The 20,731-nt window shown below is 55.2% G+C and carries 4 protein-coding genes; all 4 read left to right on the top strand.

The genetic code is table 11. From position 1 onward, the window contains the following. Positions 1 to 10 precede the first annotated feature (10 nt). The 4 genes from B5D63_RS09030 to B5D63_RS09015 are packed head-to-tail and all read left to right on the top strand — an operon-like array spanning position 11 to position 20,653. Positions 11 to 3,586 (top strand): hypothetical protein, encoded by a 3,576-nt coding sequence (locus B5D63_RS09030; protein ID WP_078668377.1) that lies wholly within the window; start codon positions 11 to 13, stop codon positions 3,584 to 3,586. Next, positions 3,583 to 7,200, top strand: coding sequence for a hypothetical protein (locus tag B5D63_RS09025; RefSeq protein WP_078668376.1), 3,618 nt, complete (start codon positions 3,583 to 3,585; stop codon positions 7,198 to 7,200). The genes B5D63_RS09030 and B5D63_RS09025 overlap by 4 nt, the downstream gene beginning before the upstream one ends. Positions 7,201 to 7,218: 18 nt before the next feature. After that, complete coding sequence (locus tag B5D63_RS09020) at positions 7,219 to 8,724, top strand: ComEC/Rec2 family competence protein (protein WP_078668375.1); 1,506 nt, start codon at positions 7,219 to 7,221, stop codon at positions 8,722 to 8,724. Positions 8,725 to 8,737: 13 nt separating this feature from the next. Further along, positions 8,738 to 20,653: a hypothetical protein gene (locus B5D63_RS09015; RefSeq protein WP_078668374.1), complete on the top strand. Its 11,916-nt coding sequence runs from the start codon at positions 8,738 to 8,740 to the stop codon at positions 20,651 to 20,653. The last annotated feature ends 78 nt before the right edge of the window (positions 20,654 to 20,731 follow it).

Raw genomic sequence — 20,731 nt, 5'->3', positions numbered from 1 at the left:
TTTATTCCGCATGGCTACAAGTGTTATTAAAAACCTTTTTTATGCCAGCCCCTATTCGCCATTACCCCCCGGCGTTGGCACGGCAGGTATCACCCTGCAAACAGATCCCGGTCAGTCTCCCACACCGGCCAACGTCAAGGACCCGGTGTTGGTAATACGGTTGCGCATGGCGGCCAACCCGCAGATAGTAATAGCAGTGTCGCCTACCTCCGGCCCCACTACCAGCGTAACGACGGCCTTCATCCAGCCTCAGTTCCCGCTGTCGGCCACCGATTCGTATATGCTGGACGTGATATGGGTGAGAAACGGCGCATCACTGCCAAGCATCAACTGGAACGCGGCTATTACCTCCGCGCCCGTCATCGCGGCGGAAGTGTCTATCTTAAGCGCCAGCTTCGATGGTAGCAATGTCACGGCCATATTGGACTATGGGCCCAGCGGCATGAGCGTAGGCGCACAGGTGAACGTGTACTCCCTTTCCGGCGGCGTATACGTGAATGTTGGCAGTAACCAGGCGCAGGGCAATACAGTAACAGTGCCGGTCGACAGCACTGGTTTCCCTTCGGTATTTTTTTTAAGTGCGCAGGCGGTCATGCCTACCACCAACGCCGGCGGCGCCGGCGCTTTCTCCGGCCCGTTCAGCCTGGGGCCCGCCACTCCCATTACCGCTGCCTGCGGCATACCCCAGGCTGCCAAAACCATCAGCGCAGCCGCCTACAACGGTAAAACGCTGACGCTCTCCTGGGCGCTGGACACGGTGCAAGGCTGCGTGGCCCCCGATTCCAGCCGCATACAGGTACTTTCGAATGGTAAAGTCATCGGCACCTATCACGGAGGTCCGCTGTCGGCCATTATTCCCCTCGATGTCTACAACCAAAGCGGGATCACCATTGCGGTGAGCACAGTTTCCAATAACATCGGCAGCAAACCGCTGCCATTCCCCCTTATTACGACAGCACCGGTGATCACGAACGTAGTGGCCAACAAGTCCGCCGGCAAGGTAACTGCCAGCGTTACTATTCCCACCGGTCAGGCCGTGCAGGGGTACCTGATGGATGGAGACAACATCCTGGCAGGACCAGTAACTGCCGCCGGTAATGTACTCAGCTTCGACTATGCCACCAGCACTTATAACGTGGAAGGTATGGTGGGACTACGTGTCGCAGGCAACATCACCTCCGCTGATGGCATCGTCACCGGTCCGCGCAGCGCAGGCGCCATCCTGCTCGCTACAACACCCTTGCTGACATCTGCAACGATTTACACCGATCCCGCCGGTCCCACCAAGTGGCGTATTGACCTTGGCTGGGAACGGTTGCCAGACGCCGCATCGGCCATCACCTCCTATACCGTCAGCCTTTTGCAGGACAATGTTTCCGTGGCAACACAAACACTCAATGCCACCTTCGCTACCCTCTCCATAGACAAGACTGCCATAGACGCCACTAAAACGCAAACCATTCAGGTGTCGGCCACCGGCGCTACCGGCGGCGCGTCCCCGGTGCAAACGCTGTATGCGCTGTTTGCCGCACCCACGCTGACAGCACTCCTCACAACGCAAAGTCAGGTAGCCGTCAACTGGACGGCGCCGCAAATACCGTCCGGCAATATTATGCCGGCGTTATATCAACCGGTGGTGATTGCCGGCGGCAGCATTATTGCCCGTGGAAGTACTACCACGGCCAACAGCGGAGCGATCGCCCTTTCTGATATAGCCGTTCCCGATACAGGAAACATCGCCGTGATGGTCAGTGTAGCCTTAGGGCCGGTGGTACTGCAACCGGATACCGGCATGGCCGGTGGCACCAGCGCGACACCTATTTTAAAAGCGCCGATGATACAGCCCGTCAGCGCCGATCCGCTGACCAACATCGCAACGCTGCACTGGGCCGCTGTGGATAGCGCTGCTACCTACACCGTGCTGTTCACCGACGGTACATCGCACAAAGACATCAGCACCACATCCTACCCATTGCAGCAGGCCCTGACCACCGGCGCACAGGTAAGTTACACCGTGCAGGCCAATAATACCTCCAACGGCGTAGCCCTTGCAGGCCCCCCGTCAATACCAGCGACCATACCTACCAGTGTGGCCAACATTTCGCGGGTAAGGTTCGATGGCAGTAACGTCGGCATGGAATGGGCCGCAGTAGCGGATGCCCTGTCATATGCCATTTTTGTGTATGACGATTTACAGCAAAATACTTACACCGCCATCACCAGCCAGACCTCCGCTACATTCATCATCACTCCGGCAGCCGGCCGTACCTACACCGCTTATGTACAGCCGGTGACCATCCATGGTACAGCGTTGCGAGGCATCAGCGGCACCTTGTTCAGCACCGGTATCTACGTGAGTCAGCAGCCAGCAGCCACGGCGTACCCCTACGTTTACCTCGCGCAGGCGATGAGCGCCATGGGCACCGCAGCGGCCAACCCTCCGGCACAGGCCATTACGATGTACCTGCCGGAACTGGGCGCCACCGCCGGCGCACTCGGCGCCACACCTATTACCGCAGGCCCGTTCAGTATAACCCCCTCCGGGGTAGCGGCGCTGCCGTACAAGTTAACCATCTCCGCCAGCGAGGAAGCATGGTCGTTCAACACCGTGGCCATCCGGCCGCTGCTACAGCAGGACTATATCACCTTTCTGAAAGCCGTGGAAAAACCACCGGCAGGCAATGTGCCTGGTGCTACTGCCTACGGTATTGCACTGGTGCAATCAGCTATCGCGGCTGCACTGCCACAGACATTTGCGGAACTGCTGTACTATAATTTCGGATTCTCCACAGCCACCACCGCAGGCGCGGGCTACATCGACCTGCGGCCGGGAATGGTACTGAGGGTAACCGCCAGCGATTATATCAACATCCCCGGCAGCGTGCCCTCCTGGATCAATGGCTACGGTCCCGGCGCACCACTGGATTTCGAGATCGGCAGTTACCTTGCAGGCGCCAACTGGCGCACCGGCTTCGACGCATTCCTCAGTACTCTCTCTTCACTGGGCGCACTGGGCGTAACCACGCCCGCGCTGAGCTCCGGTTACACACAAGCCGGACTGGCAGGCGCGGTTGACCTCTACTATCCGCAATTCATTCAACCGTTCTACCGGTTATATATTCCCTCCGCCATCAACGCGGCATGGGGGCAAGGAAGCAACTCTACCCAGTCCAATTTCACGCTGGTGGCCGCGGCCTCCTATACCGCCCTTCAGAATACCACCGTCATCCCTTCCACTACGCCGACCGCCTATTTCCGGGGCCGTACAACGGTACAGGTGCTGATCAAGGTGATGGTAAACGGTGTAGAGCGGCTGACGCCTGTCGGCACCTCGGCAGGCAATCTGCTGGAGCAGCTGAATATGCGGCCGGCAGCTACTTCCGGCGCACTTAGCCATCTTCGTATATACAGGTCTGTTACCCCTGCCATGACCGGCCCCAACCCGTCTGATTCGTTGGGACCGCTGCTGGAATTGCGTGTTGACTGGAACGGACTTTCAACATATGCCATGGGCAATGGCCTGACAGCCTTGTCAATACCGTTATTGCCGGGCGACCAGATATTCACTGATAAAACCGGTTCATGAGCGTTCCCGTATTCAACCAGGTGAGCTCATTATTACTGTATGAGCTGTCTACCCTGCCCGTCGCCAATGTGCCGGACTACTGGGCAGGTTATTACGCCACCCCCTCCGGCAATCTTGGCGCCAGCGCCGGCACCACGGCAGTGTGGCAGGATGTGACCGGCGGGTTCTACCTGTTTCTCGATAAAAAACCAGCGGACTTTGCCTTGTTTGCTGCAGCACTGGAAATACTGCGTCCCAGCCTGGGGCCGCCGGGCGCTGTGCGTTTCGTATGGATCAACAATGCTGATCAGCCTTATTTAAACTGGCAGGCCACCTCCGGCCTGGCAGATCCTGCAGGCAACGCATCGGATATAACGTGGACGCTTACACGCGCAGTGTCATTCCTGTTTGGCGCCTACCAGCTGACCATTGCCGGCCAGAATACCCTTGGGTATATTGCAGACGCCGATGGCGGCGGCATACAGTTCACCACAGGCGGCAATCTGGACGGGCCTGAAGGTGGTTACGCCTTCCCTTCCGCCACGATGACCTTCACCGGCCCATCACTGGGCGCCTTCAACGGCGTTATGAACGTCCCTCCGCCCTCCGATCCCGGCCTGGCCGGCGTATGGAGCGCGTTGAACATAGGCCTGCTATATGGAGCAGCACCGGCAACGACAACAGATACCCCTGATGACAACTACATACAAATGGTGTACATGCCTGTCTTCGACAGGCAAAAAGACGCGCTGTATCTCGGATTACTTTTCGATCCGCTTTACCTGCAGGAACCTACGCGCACCGCGCTGAGTTTCTTCCCGCCCGGAGGGAACGCCCCGATGATACTGGATAGCTTTATGCGCACCACAAGAGGCTATACCATCCAGCTAACACCGCTGGCCGGCAGCGGCGCCATACCGGATGCACGGCTTGTCGTAGGAGCATGCCCCGTGCAAACCGACTATCCCGATGGAGGCCTGCGTTATCACTTCAGTCCCGATGGCGCATTCGGCGTAACCGTAAAACCGCCGGACAATGCGCCCAAATCCGGTACAGTGGTTACAGACCAGCTGCTACTGGGCCTCTCCGGACTGGAATATGCCCATCTCGGCGATAGCCATTACATGATCGCATTTGAAGGTGGTAAACCGGCTTATATTCCGCAACCGGTCCCCAATACCGACGTCGCGCCCACTGTGGCCGATGCGCTGACGGATACCGCCACCACGTCGCACCTAACAGTGCTGGCGGTAAACAATGCCGGAACGCAGCCGGTGTATTTTGCACAGCCACAGCAGGCGCCCGTATTTTCCAATCGTGCACAACGGACAGACAACATACTGGACTATAATCCCGTACCCGCGTACACGTTATATTACGATACCGCGCTGCGGCCGCCGGTATTTCCTTCCGGAGTGTACGCCGGACTTGCCGGTCCGGACGTAGCAGTTGCCTCCAACATGGAAAATTCCAGTCTTGCGCCATACCGCAGTTATTGCCTCGGGAAAGACTATGGTACGCTGCCTGACAACGAAATGCCTTCGCGCCGCGTACGCGCCGACGGCGATCCCCTGGGTGTAACGCCGCAGGGCATGTTGGCTGAACTCACTACAGACTACAATGACTACGACGGGTTGATACTGGGTAATATGCCCAACACCGAATATCCACGGGTAGACCTGACCGCCGTGCAGGGAAAATTCAAACAGGTACTGCAAAGCAACCAGCTGTTCTTCGTGGCCGCGAACGTCGATGAGCTGATGACGGGCACCTCCGTGCGTTACATGCTCACCGATGCGGAGAAACCCTACCTGCTGGCCATGGGCGTTCCGCAAAACATTATCGACGCCGTGTATCAAGCGCTGGTGGGCCAGCCGCAACCTTTTGACACAGAAAAAGATTTTGTAGCGTGCATCGGCACCGCGGCCACTCCCACCTATCTCCCCGGCTTTCTAAAAATCGCCGGTATCCTGAAAGTGGAAATGGATGACTGGGTGTTCCAGCTCTCCCCGCGTTCCTGGCGCACCGATGCTGCCAGCCCCACCATCATGATCGCCAAGTTCTGCAACCGCACGTTGCTGGACCTGGCCAACGACACCAGCAGCTGGCTCTGGCCTGAAGTAGCCGTGCGTAAAGACAGTACGCTCGCCGCCACACAGTCAATTGTAGTGAACATGTTTAATGCCGCCGGCGCCCTGGACGCATCGGACGCACTGAAGCTGTTTTACAACACCGTGGTAAATGACGCCAACTGGAATGGTTTCCTGTTCCTGAATGCACCGACAGACATCGCGGAAATGCCGGATGAGTTGAAATTCCTTACCGCCGGGATCAACCTGCAACAATTTTACGCCCATCATATCGGCTTCTCCCAAACACCTTTCACGGTGGAGAATGGCATCCCACGACCCGAGCAGACAGCGGCTTTCGGATTGATCAGCTACAACGATCCGGCCGACCTGTGCGCTGAAGAAACCATTCCTTTCGGCTTCAAGACCATGAAGCTGCTCGTGCGTTTCGCCAATGCGGCACTGGCAGATTTCTCTGCGCAGGTGGAACTGATGCTGAACCAAATACTGGGCACCGCACTTAGTAAACAAACGGCGGCCCGTGGTAATAACCTGATCATCGATGGCTCCTACCAGCGTGTTGGAGGGGCTCCCAGCTATTCATTTGCGCTGACCGGCGAAAACCTTTTCCTGTCCAACGGCGGCTCGGCGCTTGTTACCCTCGAGGTACTGTCGGCACAACTGGTGAACGGCGGCAACCAGCCAGATCCCACCGCCGTACTTACAACTTTCATCCTCTCCGGCAACCTGCAGTTTGGGCTCATAGAAGGTTTTGACCTGTTCTCCTTTGGCCCAGGGGAGGACAACGAAACGGACTACTACCTGCGGTATAACGGGCTAAGCATAGACATGCAGTTTTTAATGACTGCGCCGGAGGACCAGACATTCACCGTTCGTGAAGCCAATACCGCTTTTGACATGACTGCCAGCGTAGCGCGGCCTTCTTCTCTGGCAAATAACTTTCCGATCACCGTTAGTGCACTGATCGCGAGCCCGGATTTATCGCCGGAGGGAGAAGCGCCTACAGGACAAACGCCGGAAGACATGGGCTACACGTCTATCTCAGCGCCCATGGACCAAACGCCGATGAAACCATCGTGGTATGGGCTGGTGTTTACGCTGGACCTGGGAACGTTCGGCGCCCTGACCGGCAGCGTGAGTTTCAAAATATCCATTCTCGCCGCATGGTCGAGAGGCACGCAAGACCAGGACAACCCGGTCTACCTGGGATTGAAACTGCCGGGCATCAACGCCATTGCAGGCAGTTTCCCCGTGCAGGGCGTGTTGAAAATCGGGTTCAGGAATTTCCAGTTTGAAACCTATCCTACCGACGATGGCAAGCTGGGATACTTACTACGGCTGCGTAATTTTTCGATCTCTGTTTTGTTATGGAGTTTTCCGCCGGGGAACAACAACATCATATTATTCGGCCAGCCTGGTAATCCTAAAGGTTCGCTGGGCTGGTATGCCGCGTATGACAGCGGCACCAACAAGAAACCAAAAACGATTTCCGATCCGGTGCAGCGCCGCCTTGAAACGGGCAGGCGCACGCCGCCGGTGGCATAATTCACAAAATCAGTAAATATGGCAACAGGGTTAATTACCGTCACAGTAGTAGACGTAGGCCAGGGCCAGTGTACCTTCCTGGAGATTTGGGACGACAGCTCGCCTGCCGAATTGATAGAAACAGTATTGATAGATTGTGGCAGCGACAAAAAGAGCGACAATACGGAAACCAATCTAAAGTACATTGTTGACAGGGTATCAGGTATGGATGTTCCTGCGTTTGACTGTATTATCTTTTCCCACAGTGATAAAGATCACGTTAACCTCACCCAGGAACTGCTGGAAATGTTCAAACCGGCAAAAAAGCCGGTGGTCAGAAAAGTCTGGTATGGCGGCGACTACGACCAGTATGTGAAGTACGGGGTCAATATTCTCGACTATCTCCAGACAAAAAAGTATTGCACAAAAAAGAATATCGTTAGTCCAGGAAGCTACAAGACCAGCTATGATAACACTACGGGGAAATTTGACTTTGACCCGCTGTGGGAAAGCGATGACGGTGAAGTTGTAATACAAGCCATTGTAGCCAATGTATTGTCTGACGACCCGGATTGGGACTCCAATGATGAAGATCTGTGGGGCGCCAAAGCAGAGGAGAAAAACAGGGTATCCATTATATGTGGTATTTATTTTGGCGGGGCGTCCTATATCATTTGCGGCGACGCTACCAACGTTACAATGTCCGCTACCAACCAGCATTTTAAGGGAACGAAAGTTTTTGGCAATACCAAAATGACCACCTTACCACATCATGGCAGCAGGGCAACAGGCTTTGCGGTGGCCAAAGGTAAAGACCCCAGCAAAGAAGCGGTAAAGGTGGTGGACACCTTCGCCAAATTGCTCAAATCGAAGTCACTTACCGCCAGCGCTTTCGAAAAGCACCGTCATCCTTCCCTGCAGCTGATGAACGCGTTCCTGCCTACCGTACCCACCCCCTTTCTATATGATGCGCGGCTGAAACAAAAAAACGTACACCGGCTGACCGCCTATGTAGACGTTGATATTGAGATAAAGGCCCCGCCCAGCAGCAGCGGATCAAGCAAAAAAAAGAAAACCAGCGGGGCAACTCTCAGCACAGATACAGCGAGGTCATTTGACTCCATCACCCGCACTTTTACCACGCGGTATACGAATAATGACACTGTCTACTCCTATAACCTGGGCAACAAACAATGTGAAGATTCACAAGGGGTGAATAAAAATGCCACCACGAAGAGATTAGAAGTGATCAACCCACATGCCAGCTGGCAGTGGGACTCTTTCGGCGACGGGACAGCGGAGGTAGGCGGTTATGCCACCCTGAAATTACCGCTTGTTCTTTTTACAGACGGCATCTCGGCTATGGTTATCAAACCTGGTGGTCCCCTGGGGAGAAGAGCGGTTTGGGAGTTCGATAAAGACGGGAACGAAATTACCGGCAACGAAAGCAAGCCGTCTCCCGTAACAGTCAGAACAAAATCCCGCGCCAGCCGTCAGCCTGCCGCTCCTCCGCTATCCTTTCAACGTCTGCAACAATTCTTCTAAAAGTAGTTGAACCATGAGCGCCACCAGTGTATACAATGCCCTCAATGCCGCCATCAGCAATAATACCATCGACCTGTGGGCCGCGGCCAATAGTTCCTCCGATCTCTCCGGGCTTGTGCCTGTCATGGGGCTGTTTGGTATCAATTCAGCATATACACTCGATAATGTTGTGCTAACGCTGTCGGCTAACGGGACCAGTGTACAGTTAACCGGCAGTGGTTCCTTTACCGCCGACACCAGTTACGCTGTTACCGCCACAATGCGGTACCAACAGGAAGGAAACACTTTCTCCCTGACGCTGGCGGTGAAAACAGACTGGATATTTTCAGATTTCTTCTCCCTGCCGCCTACCAGTATGCAGGTTCCTGCCATCGCCATGGGCGTTACCTGGTATGATTCCATCCTCACAGGCATGGTAGTCAATGCTGCCGAATTCTCCGCCGCCAGTGGGGACGCGTCCTTATCGCTCAACGGTTTCCTCCCCCTACCCGATGAGCGTCAACCTGATAAAAAACACCTGTTAGATAAAACGCCCATGATAGGGCCATGGCCGCTCCGTATAACCGGCACTGTTACCATGCCGGATGACAACCGGGCTTACCCACTGTTGAGCATCAACGCCACCGGCAGCGCCACCGTTATCGATGCTGCCAGCGAACCGGGGGTGGACGGGCCGCAACCTGTGGCGCTGATCAACCCCGGCCTGAACTTTGTCATCGCTCCGCTCACACCGCCGCAACCCGATATCACCGCATTTTCAACGGTGTACCTGTACGGCGATTTTGCCATCGGTAAGATACAGGGACGTATCCAAACGATCATCCTTTCCACCAATGACCTCTGGAACTTCGTTGTGCTGTTCAGAAAAGAAAACGCATCACTGGTGCAGGGGCTCGAAGAACTGCTAGGCATCTTCGGCGTTCCGCTGCCCATCCCGATGAACTTCCCTTTACTCAGTGATTTTTATGTGGCAGAAGTGGACCTTGACCTGATGAACAACGGTACCGATCAGTTCCCGATATTCTCATTAAATGCCTTCGGCCTCACCATTCAGTCAGACAAAACCTGGAATCCGCCGGTGCCCTTCGTGACCATCGATAAAGTAGGCACCCACTGGGTATGGACATGGTCGCAGGTACTGGATGATAACGGAGCTTACCAGAAAACGCATGTGGTCACCGGCAGTGTGTTCGGCACCATGAACTTCGGATCAAAGGGCACAACGGTACTTGTCATCCCACCCTCCCCGGACGATCCCAACAGCAGCAAAGAATTGGTAGCCCTGGACAACCAGACGGTATCGTTCGATCTTAAAATGTCGTTACCGAATTTTATTATTACCGGCTCACTGGCAAAAGACAGTTATATCCCCATCGGCGACGCCTTTGCTTACTTCTTCGGTCATTCCGGCCCTTCCACCGGTCTGCAGACGATGAACGTGACCAAACTAAAATTTTCAGCCGACCCGCTGGGACAAAATTATTTCGCCACCGCAGGCATCCTCTTTGGCGATCCCACCCAACCCGACGTGGTGCAAGGCTGGGAGATCAATCTCTTTATTGCCACTATTCTCGTGGAAGGCATGGAGTTTGACATTGTGCTGAACAACGGAAAAATATCCGGCAGCCTGAGTGGCACCTTTTATCTCAAGCAGGGATCACCGGACAATTACAACCTGCCCCGCTTCCTCATCTCCGCGGAATATCCCGTACAAGACCCCGAAACACCACAGGGATGGACGCTCGCCGGCAAACTGTATGAAGGCACCGCCATTGACCTCACCGACCTGGTAGCACGGTTCATCTACGGTGAAGGATATACGCCGCCCGGCTGGATCCCTGACATCAGCGTAGACCGCCTCTATGCTACTTTTACGACCGGCTCCAGCAAAAACGGCGTACAGATAGTAAAACCTTCCTATACTTTCGGCGCTACGATTTCCGCGCGCTGGGAACCGACCATCTTCGACACGCAGCTGAAAATAAACGCTTCCGCCAGCATCGACATGAACAAGCCCGCTACTGCGGACAAAGCCTCCGGTAAGATCAGCGGCATGTTCAGCGTGAACAAAATCCGGCTCACCGCAGCGCTCACCTTCGGCGTGCCGGAAGCGACCTATCAGTTCAAAGTAGAATTCGATAATATATGGCTGCAGGCCACTACCTCCTGGCGCGGGGAACAAAACAACCGCCACCAGGTGGTGTCACTACAATTAGGCGGCATCACGCTGGGCGATATCCTGGAGTACCTGGTCAACCTGGCCGCGCCTACGCTCGGCTTTAAACTGGACTCTCCGTGGGACCTGCTGAAAAAAGTAGACCTCTCCCGCTTTGTGCTCACCATCGACCCTAAAGAAAACGTGGTTGAATTTGTTTTCAATACCAAAGTCGATTTGGTGGTCGCGCAACTTGATTCCGTGGGCGTTCGGTACAGCAGGCAGAATGGTGAAGGGAAAGTCAACCTGGTGCTGACCGGCAGCTGCATGGGCCAGCGTTACACCAGTGATAAGCCGTTGACCTGGGATGTGGTGAACGATCCTCCCCCAGCTGTTCCGGGGCAAGGTCAGAGCCTGATAGACCTGCGTTACCTGGGTCTGGGCCAGCGCGTCACTTTCACCGGTCCTACGCCTAACACTGTAGCAGAGAGCATTGCCAAGCTGCGCAAAGATATGACGCCGCCGCCCGCTGATGGCAGTCCTATGCCCAGTACTATGCAGTATTCGGCAGAGAGCCAGTGGCTCATCGGTCTGGATGTGACCCTCATGAATACGGTCTCCCTTGGATTTATTTTTAATGATCCGAAACTGTACGGACTGTCTGTTGCCCTGGGTGGAGAACGTGCAGGAGCGCTGGCAGGGTTGAAGTTTGAAATACTCTATAAAAAGATCACCGACGAAATAGGCATGTTCCGCATCGAGTTCCAGGTGCCGGATATGTTCCGTACGATTCAACTGGGCGTGGTCACCATCACCCTGGGTATTATCGTCATAGAGATTTATACCAACGGCAATTTTAAGATAGACCTTGGTTTCCCCTACAATCAGAATTTTGCCCGTTCCTTCAGTCTGCAGGCGTATGTCTTCATTGGCCGGGGTGGTTTCTATTTCGGGCTGCTGAATGGCGATACCTCCACGCAGGTCCCCCGTATTTCAAACGGTACTTTTTCTCCGGTGATAGAACTGGGCATTGGTATTGCCGCCGGCGTAGGCCGGGAGATAACCGCCGGCATTCTTTCCGGCGGCGCCTATGTGGAGTTACAGGTGATCTTCCAGGGCGTGCTGGCATGGTTTAATCCTACCAGCAACGGTTCAGCGTCGGTCACTTATTTCAAATGCAAGGGTATTGCCGCACTTCATGGTAAAATATATGGCTCCGTAGATTTTGCGGTGGTGAAAGTGTCTGTAACGCTGGAAGCGTATGCGCAGATCAGCGTTGTTTACGAGAGTTATCAGCCGATGGTGCTGACGCTGGCCGCCTCCGTCAGTGCAAAAGCCTCTGTAAAAATTTTGTTCGTCCGGCTTCATTTCTCTTTCAGCGTAAAACTTCAGCTGCAATTTGTGGTGGGCACTGCGCAGCCAACGCCGTGGATACTCAGCAGCAACAGCGGCAGCTCCAAATCACTGCTGGCCGCACAAGGCCATGTGCCGGGGACTTATCGTTCCAATCAAAGCTTCCGTTTACGCAATAACAACTACCGCCGGCTGAAAGCAATGCGCGCTACCCATGACGTATCGCTGAAACGCATGCGGGCACAGGGTTTCCTTGTAGGAGACATCGACAGTGGGTATGTACTGAACTGGCAGCCGGGCATTAAAGTATTTTCCGATTCACCGCGCAATGCCCACCTGACATTACTGCCGGCCTTTACCGTGGCTGGTGTGCCGGTGAACTGGGACGATACCGTTCCCGACAATCCCAATCCGGTCTATAGGAGCGCCTTTGTTTTATTTGCCGATACCGGCATGCCTGCCACCGCCACGGACGCCGCGTCATGCGCCAGGCGCAGTGCCGCACACAGCGCCATGACCGCCACTGATGAAGACACCAGCCTACTGGCCGCCGATATCTTAACACAGGGATTATTACTGTATGCCGTCAACGCCCTGCCGCGCGATACCGCGCAAGGAAATACCGTCACAGCCGGGCAAATACAATTGTTACTGGAGCAGTTGGACCTGCCTGACACTATGACCAGCGGGCTTTCCATCACAGACCTCGCCACCTTCTTCAGCACGAATATCAATTTATGGATCAGCGGCGACACCGATCCGCGCCCTGATGAGAAATCGGCGATGGTGTTACCCATGCCGCCGTTCCTCAGCTGGACGTCTCCCCAGGGTGGCGATGTAGATTTCGGTACCGAAAATAAAATAGGGCCGTGGTATGAATGGGCTATTTCTCAACTACTGGGCGCCTACTTTCCTGTGGGCAGCGAAGCTGGCGGCAAACCCTCCACAGACGACCCGGCGGCCTACGAATCATTCACCAGCTTCATGTTCCGCGATTTCTGCCTGATGGTGATCCAGAACGGCGTGCAGGAAATGCAGAAACATCTCGACAATACAACGGTCATAGTACAGGACATACAAGGCGTAGTACAAAACCTGGAACAAGTGGCAGCGTCGTTGCCAACGGCTACCGTCGTGTATATCATCAGCTCCGGCGATACCATCGAAAGCGTAGCCGAACACCTCGGCGCAACGCCGGAAGAACTGGCGTTCCTCAATCCCACGCTGATCACCACCTTGAGTAACAGCGCCGTAGGCACCAGCATCAACATCAAACTGGGCATAGCCCCTGAAATACTGGGGCTGGACAATGCGGACAGACCTTTCAATGTCAACCAGTGTACGCTGGGCACATTGGTACATCAGGCTGCTACGGACGAAACACTAACGGACATCGCTACCCTGTTTCAGCAAACATCCGTGGCCGACATGCTCGGTTACCATGACCCTGCGTTTCCTGAACTCTCATCGGGTATTAACATACTGAATACCGGCGCCACCTTCGATCTGCCGCAGCGTACTTTTACCAATGCGCCGGCCGACTTTGTGCAACTGCGTACGGCAGGGGCCTTTTTCGTGCGGTACGCCGATCTCACCACCTTCAATGATACACCGCTGCCGGAAATGGCGAACTGGTATGCACAGGTGATATCGGAAAAGAATAAAGTGTTGCTGGCGACGCTGTTCCCCAGTCAACCGGTTCCTGCTACGATAGAACTACCGCCCGGATACTCCTTAACCGTACCCAATGCCTACCAGATAGCCTACAGCGACGCCGGTAACAGCAACACCTATACGACGATACCGGGCGACACGCTGGAGCGTATCGGGTTTACGCTGGCTTTCCAGCAGGACTTTGGCGATACTACGCCGGCCGGCATTCCACAGTGGCCTGTCTTCCGGAACGCCGTAACTTCCGCCGGCACACAAAGCTGGAACATTCCTGCACAACAGGGACTGACCATCGAGGCAGGGTCCACCATCGAATCGCTGACACGGCATCTGATCCTGGACGCCAGCTGGACCAACACCGATCCCTCCGCTCCTGCTACCGGTATCTGGACCTATAATTGGGCCAATGTGGCGGTTTGGATCGGGCCAGCCAACATACTGGCGCCAGTGGCTTCCGTTACCGTACCCAATGCAAAGACTGCCGTGTTTGACGACGGCGCACTGACCTTCAACGTGCTGAGCACTAGTTACGGGCTATCGGTCACCGACGCCGCCACAAGGCTCAAAGGCGTGCCGGGTCTGTTTGCAAAAGATACCGTGCTAACCGTAAACCATCTGCCGGCGCAGGACATCGATGTACTGATCAATGCCGTACTCACCGGCGATAGCTTCACCAGCATCGTCAATCAATCATCCCGTATGCTGATGTCGGGCCTGCAACTGCCGGACCTGAAGACAGAAGATGGTCATGTGGTAGCCAATCCGGCAGCACCATTGCCGTTGTATGACCTCACCGGACAGCAGTTCACCGTGGCGGTCAACAAAGACGCTCCCACAGATACTGCGCTGGCGCTGACACTTTCTTCCGGACAGCCCTGGATTGAACTGTTCAATTCCATCACCGTACAAACCGGGCAAACACTGGCGGAACTGGAACAGACATATCCCAACCTGCTGACATATAATCCCGGGCTGAACGAAGATACTTTCAGGGTAGGCATGGTGTTGCTCACCACCACTACTACCACGCTCAGCTACAATTATACCAATCAAAACATATTGGACGCATCGCCGGCGACGGGACTTTCCGTGGTGCCGGTACCGGCCACGCCTGCCGCCCCTTCGGCGATGCAGATCATTGGTACAGTACCGCGCACGTATGGACTGGAGCATCGCATCGAGTTGCAATCGCCCGTAGCGCTGCCTATCCCGCAGGTAGCAGGCCAGCAGAACGTTACCGGCAATGCCGGCCTCTGGATGCTGCCACCGGACCTTATCGACAAAGCGCTGAGCCGTGTGACCACGCAGTATGAGATACTGGCCACACAGCAAGGCTCCCCTGCAGGCAGCGAAGCCATACAGATGAACAACAGCACTTTCGGCGCTATCATTCCTTTCAAAATGAAGCGGCTGGACGATACCGCTACACAATTCAATTTAATGGGCGTGGACACCGATAAGAGAGACGAGTTGCTGTTACTCAGCAGCTGGCTGCAATCGCAACCAGCAGACGACAAAACGGTCGCGTACCTGTTATTGTCACCTTCGCCGGATGCGACCAACACTTCTGGTTTAACGGTGCTCACCAATGACCCGGCCAATGCTTTCCTCGTAAAAACAAATTTATCCACTATCTCCAGGCCGCCGGCATTGCTGAAAGAAGCCCCCACAGGGCCTCCCGCAGATCCGGGTTATTATGCTTCCCTTTCCTCGCTGGCCGATTTCCTGCTGCTGTTGTGGGAAGGCAGCGTAGTAGGCGGAACAGGATATTATTTCAGTCCGGGTGTACCGCTGCCGGGCAGCGCCTTCGATCAGCAGGGCAATATTGTGCTGCAACTGCTGGTCATCGCCGGCACACAGCAGACAGTAGCGCCCGAGGGCCGTTCCCTCCTGCCGTTCAACAACTGCGCTTTAATAGGTCCGGGTGCCGACAGTACACAATTATCTATCTACATAGAAAGCAATGGTAGTACAGACCCATCAGAAACGGTCACACAGGCACTGGTGCCACCCGGCAATGTGGGCTTTGAATTCCTCACCAACAATCCGGACAACATTACGCCGGACGACAACGAAAAACTGCTGAAGACGATGTACAGCCTGATGACATACAGCGTAGTATCATCACCAGGTTCACCGTTCGAAGCGCCGCCATCAGGCATGCCCGTTATACCGAATCCTTCCGATGCCGACATGTCAGCGCCCTGGCAAAAAGCACGGGCCTTCCGCAAAGCAAAAGCAGCGGGCCGGTTGCTGGACGACCCGGAGAAACCTTACTGGCAATACGCCCAGGTGATGCCGGTATCGCGGTTCATCAAAGCGGGCACCACACTCGCAGCGCCTGACGTGAACGGCCTGCCACCATCAAAAGACGATCCTTACCAGGGCTTCGGAACACAGTCCGCACTCCCTACCGCTAACTTTGTGTTCGGCTTCGGTGACGTGCTAGGCAACAGGACCGGCGCCAATGGCACCGGACAGGGAACAACACCTGTTAACGTAGGCTACACCGACAACATGATCGGTGTGGGCGACTGGCCCTCTACCGCGAGATATTTCACGGTACAAAAAATAGACAACGATGCGCAGCTGACGGCAGTCATTACACCCAGGCCTGCTGAACTGATGCCGTCGCCCTCCCAGAGCGGCGATGTGAACAAAGACATGATCGCGCAACAGCAGCAGCTGTTCAGCCAGTCCTATTACCAGTTGGCGCAACCCGGCGTGAATGCATGGCTGGTATCATCGCTTCATTACCTCTCCGATCCTGTTTATGGCAACAAGGGCGTGCAGGTAGACCAGACTCCGTTGTGGCGCTATGCTGCCGGCTCTTATGCCGTCACCTATAGCCTGACGACGCTGCGCGCCACCCCACCCGCAGGATGTGCCACACCGGGTGATATCATTACCCAATACGGTGTACGGTACGCGGAGCTGGCCATGGCCAACGCGGGTACCTTGCTGGCAGAACTGTTTGGCAGCACTTTACCGGTTGTTCCGGCGTATTATCCGTTTGTGGAGCATCTGTCTATCAGCAGCCTCGCTGCACTGCCGCCGGCAGGGTGGCCCACTCCTACGCCCACCGACTTGCTCACCAACAACGACACGCTGTTGCTGAAGATAGGCGCCGTGCTCATCATTCCGGCTAAAACCATCAATACCGGCGCCACCTATCCGACAGACAGTATGCAGAAACTGTCTGCCGACAACTACACCCAGGTCAGCGATCTGGCGGTGGCCAACAGTGACCAGCCTGTTCTCGAGGAAGGATTTGAGTTTGCCGTCGAAGTGGATGATGATACCGACGTGGTGGTAACGGTAGATGCGGATAACAATACCTTCAATAAGGTCATCGCCCTATTTGCCAATGCAGGCGTGAATATTACCGTGGCTACGCTGGCCGACCAGTACAAGGACATCGAAGGTGTATTTGCGCAGGACAAGCTGCTTACCATCCCTACGTACGTAGCGCAGCCGGACGATACGCTGAAAGACAACAACACTGGCGTAAATGTGACCGATCTTGTTTCCAACAACCTGACTACACCTGATCTCTTCGATCCGGGCGCGTTGATCTACTTCGGTGACTTCAGTAATATCGCTGCGAGCGAGACGCCCGATACGCTGCAGCAGTTTGCCGACCGGTATGCCTGTCCTGTGGAGCTATTGCTGAAGGCCAATCCAACCTTCGCCTTGCCCGTGGCGAATAAGTTTGTCGTGCCAGGCACATTGTCCTGGCCGGAAGATACCACGCAGCTTCGTATCCCATACACCATTGTATCCACTGATACGCTGAACGGAATTGCCGCACGGTTTAATTTCAACGCTTCGCCGGGCGCTGCCGGTCAGCAACTGGCGATGCTGAATGAAAACATGCCCGGAACGCTGCTGCCCAACATAGACCTGGTGATACCAGTAGGTGGTACTAACTATACTGTTAACACAGGTACCAATCCGTCTTTTGCTACTGTATTAACATCTCTGCAAGAGCAGGTATCTTCCGCTACACTGGCTGATATTGTGAGTGCTATCGGTGGAACATCGGGCCAGCTGAACCCGGGCGGGCTGTTCGTTTGTCCGCCGGCGTTACTGGCACAGGTCACTGCGCCACAATCCATCCCTGGTTTGTACAATGTAAGCGCCGGGGCGTTTGCGCTGGCCAATACCGCTGTACTGAACCTGATCGCCCCCAATGTAACGCTGCAGGCGACGGACCCGGAGGGCAACACGGTGACCATCAACACCGCAGCAAACGATACGCTCAACAGCCTTATTACCCGCTTTGCAGATGCGATGGCACTAGTAAGCGCTGACGATATCGTGAACGCCAATCCTGCCGCGATGTTGTTTAAGCAGGGTGCTGTGGCACTGCTACCACCGGCGCAGGTCAACCTTTCCGTGAATATCGGTCAGGGCGGCCCGTATGCCGTTCCAGTAGGACCGTTGCAGGTTTCTGTACGGTTGCTGCGCCCTGCTTCGCTCATCTACCCCGGTTTCGACACTGCTCACGGGACAGGGCCTGTAGCGATGGCGGAATCTGATTTTCCGCCACCGGTAGACAGCGACGAAGCCAGTGGCAGCCTTACCCATAATCAATTCACCGATGCTATGATGGCCGCATTGCCGAAACTGCGGCTGGGTACCGGTCAGGTAACCGGCGTAGTGCAGGACCTGTGGCAGGTGGAATTTGACGACAACGGCATCAAGCGCGTGGCCCTTAACGGCGCCACTACTGTTAACGGTCAGGCACAACCACGGTTCTTTGCACTGATGCCACTGTACAGCAACCTTGTTACCCGTCCTGTGCTGGTAGCGCCGCTGAATACCAACGGCACCCTCGGCACACCACAGAACATTTCTTACCAGAGCATCGATGCAGAGTTATGGGCACGGCGCTTCCTCGAAGACATGGACCGCTTCCTTTCGGGTGGTTACGCCATGGCAGTGTACAACAACACCGATACCCGCGACCAGCTCAAAACAGTGATGGACGCCAAGCGCGCGTTGATGCCGCAGATAGCGGCGGGACTGAACACCGTACTGGATGTTACCGATCCGGATAAACAGCCCGCGCTCCTCAGCGCTGCCGACACGATGACGCAAATGCTGGGCGTTAGCCTCGCCAGCACCTACGAATCTGCTGTAGTGGTACAGTATGACTCCATCGTGGATTCCGCCTGGCAGCATGACCCGGCGCTACCACCCGCCAACCTCTACGGACAGGCCGATATCAAGGCGGCCGACGGCACTTCCGTACCGGGACTTACGATCATGGCGGCAAAAACAGATCTCTCCAAAGCAAATTCATATGTAAACTTCCTGTTGCAGCTGGACAACCCGGCGTTTCATAAAGATGTTTCCGGTTCTTTCGTGTACAACCTGTCAAATTTCGAATTTAACATCAGCAGTGACAACGTGCCGCAAAGCTACAACGCGTCCGACTGGCTTACGTTTACGCCGTTGCTGAACAGCATCACCAAACCCGCCGCGTTGCATGACACCGATCCCGGCGATGTAGACGTACCTATTCCGTTACGGATTTTCCCGGCGCTGCCGAAGATCGTATCGCAGCAGGTGGTACAGGGTTATCCCGACGGCACACAGGACGCCAGCAAGCTGAGTTTGTGGAACTACGAGTTCGTATACACGCATCAACATGCGGAGCAGGACTATGTGATGATCAAGGCGGAATTCAATCTTGGTCCGGGTGATGCACCGAAAGCGCTCGCTTCCCCACCGAGGGACCTGTTTACCGAGCTGGCGCAGTACGTGAATGTCGCCGATCCGCTGTGGACACTGCTGCAGGCGCTGACTGACAGCAACAGCACACAGGACCCAACCAGTGTGGCCAACGCCGTGAGTACTTTCGCCTCGCTGGCAGGTAATGTAGCGCAGTACTGGTCCGCCCGCCTGAAAACCTCCGATCTGTATACCCATCCCCGGGACCTGCTGGTAGCGCTGTCCAGCTACTCCTTCAACGCGCGCGTGGCCTACCGCGATGATGAAGACCTGGATTCGCTGACGCTGACGCAACTGGATGCCAGTCCCCGCCCCAACAACACGTGGCCGGAAGTACACGTGCAGATACCTTCTACTGGTTTGTTTATACAGCTGCAGATGCAGCCGCCTCAGCAAAACGCCACCACTTATATGGTACCACCCGACATCTCGCTTCCGCCAGCAGGCTGGCCGGTGTTTAAACTCGTGTGGCCCGATCTCAACCTCGCCATGGTACAGAATGCGCGCACGCAGATGAATGTACAGCGGAACCAGAACCTGCTGGACAACGTGCCTACCAACCCGGCGTTTATCTTTACCACCGATACCATCATCGCCCCCAGCGTGATCACGCCGCTGAATAATTTCAGTAAGCGTGTCAACATCAACGCGCTGGGCGATACCCTCACCGACGCGCTGAACGCCTGCTTCAACGCATTATTTGGCAGCGGTATGTCAGGGCAGCAAGTGACGTTTGAGTTACGGTATGGCTTTGAGCTGGTAGCGCCATCAGACGGTGATGATGATGGCCTGGTGACCTACCTGCCGATAGGACTGTATCCTAATCAGACGTTGTCCGCCGATACAGCCGCGACGCTGAACAATGTGGTACAAACATGGAAGGATACGAATAACCCGGTGGAAAAAGGCGGAGAATGGGCTTTTTCGATGAAGCTGTATTCGCAGGTGAGCGGCAATGCCTATACGCTGATGAATATTGAACAACTGGTGTATAAGATACAAGGGAATTGAGTTTATGAGTAACAATCCTAAAGAACAACTTGATGAGTTTACGGAATTGATTTTACACGCATAGGCTAGTACAATGGT

Origin of the sequence: Chitinophaga eiseniae (assembly GCF_900167135.1) — a bacterium.
GTDB classification, from domain to species: Bacteria; Bacteroidota; Bacteroidia; order Chitinophagales; family Chitinophagaceae; genus Chitinophaga; species Chitinophaga eiseniae.
The sequence above is the reverse complement of the archived record's forward strand: the minus strand, read 5'-3'. Positions and strand labels throughout refer to the sequence as shown.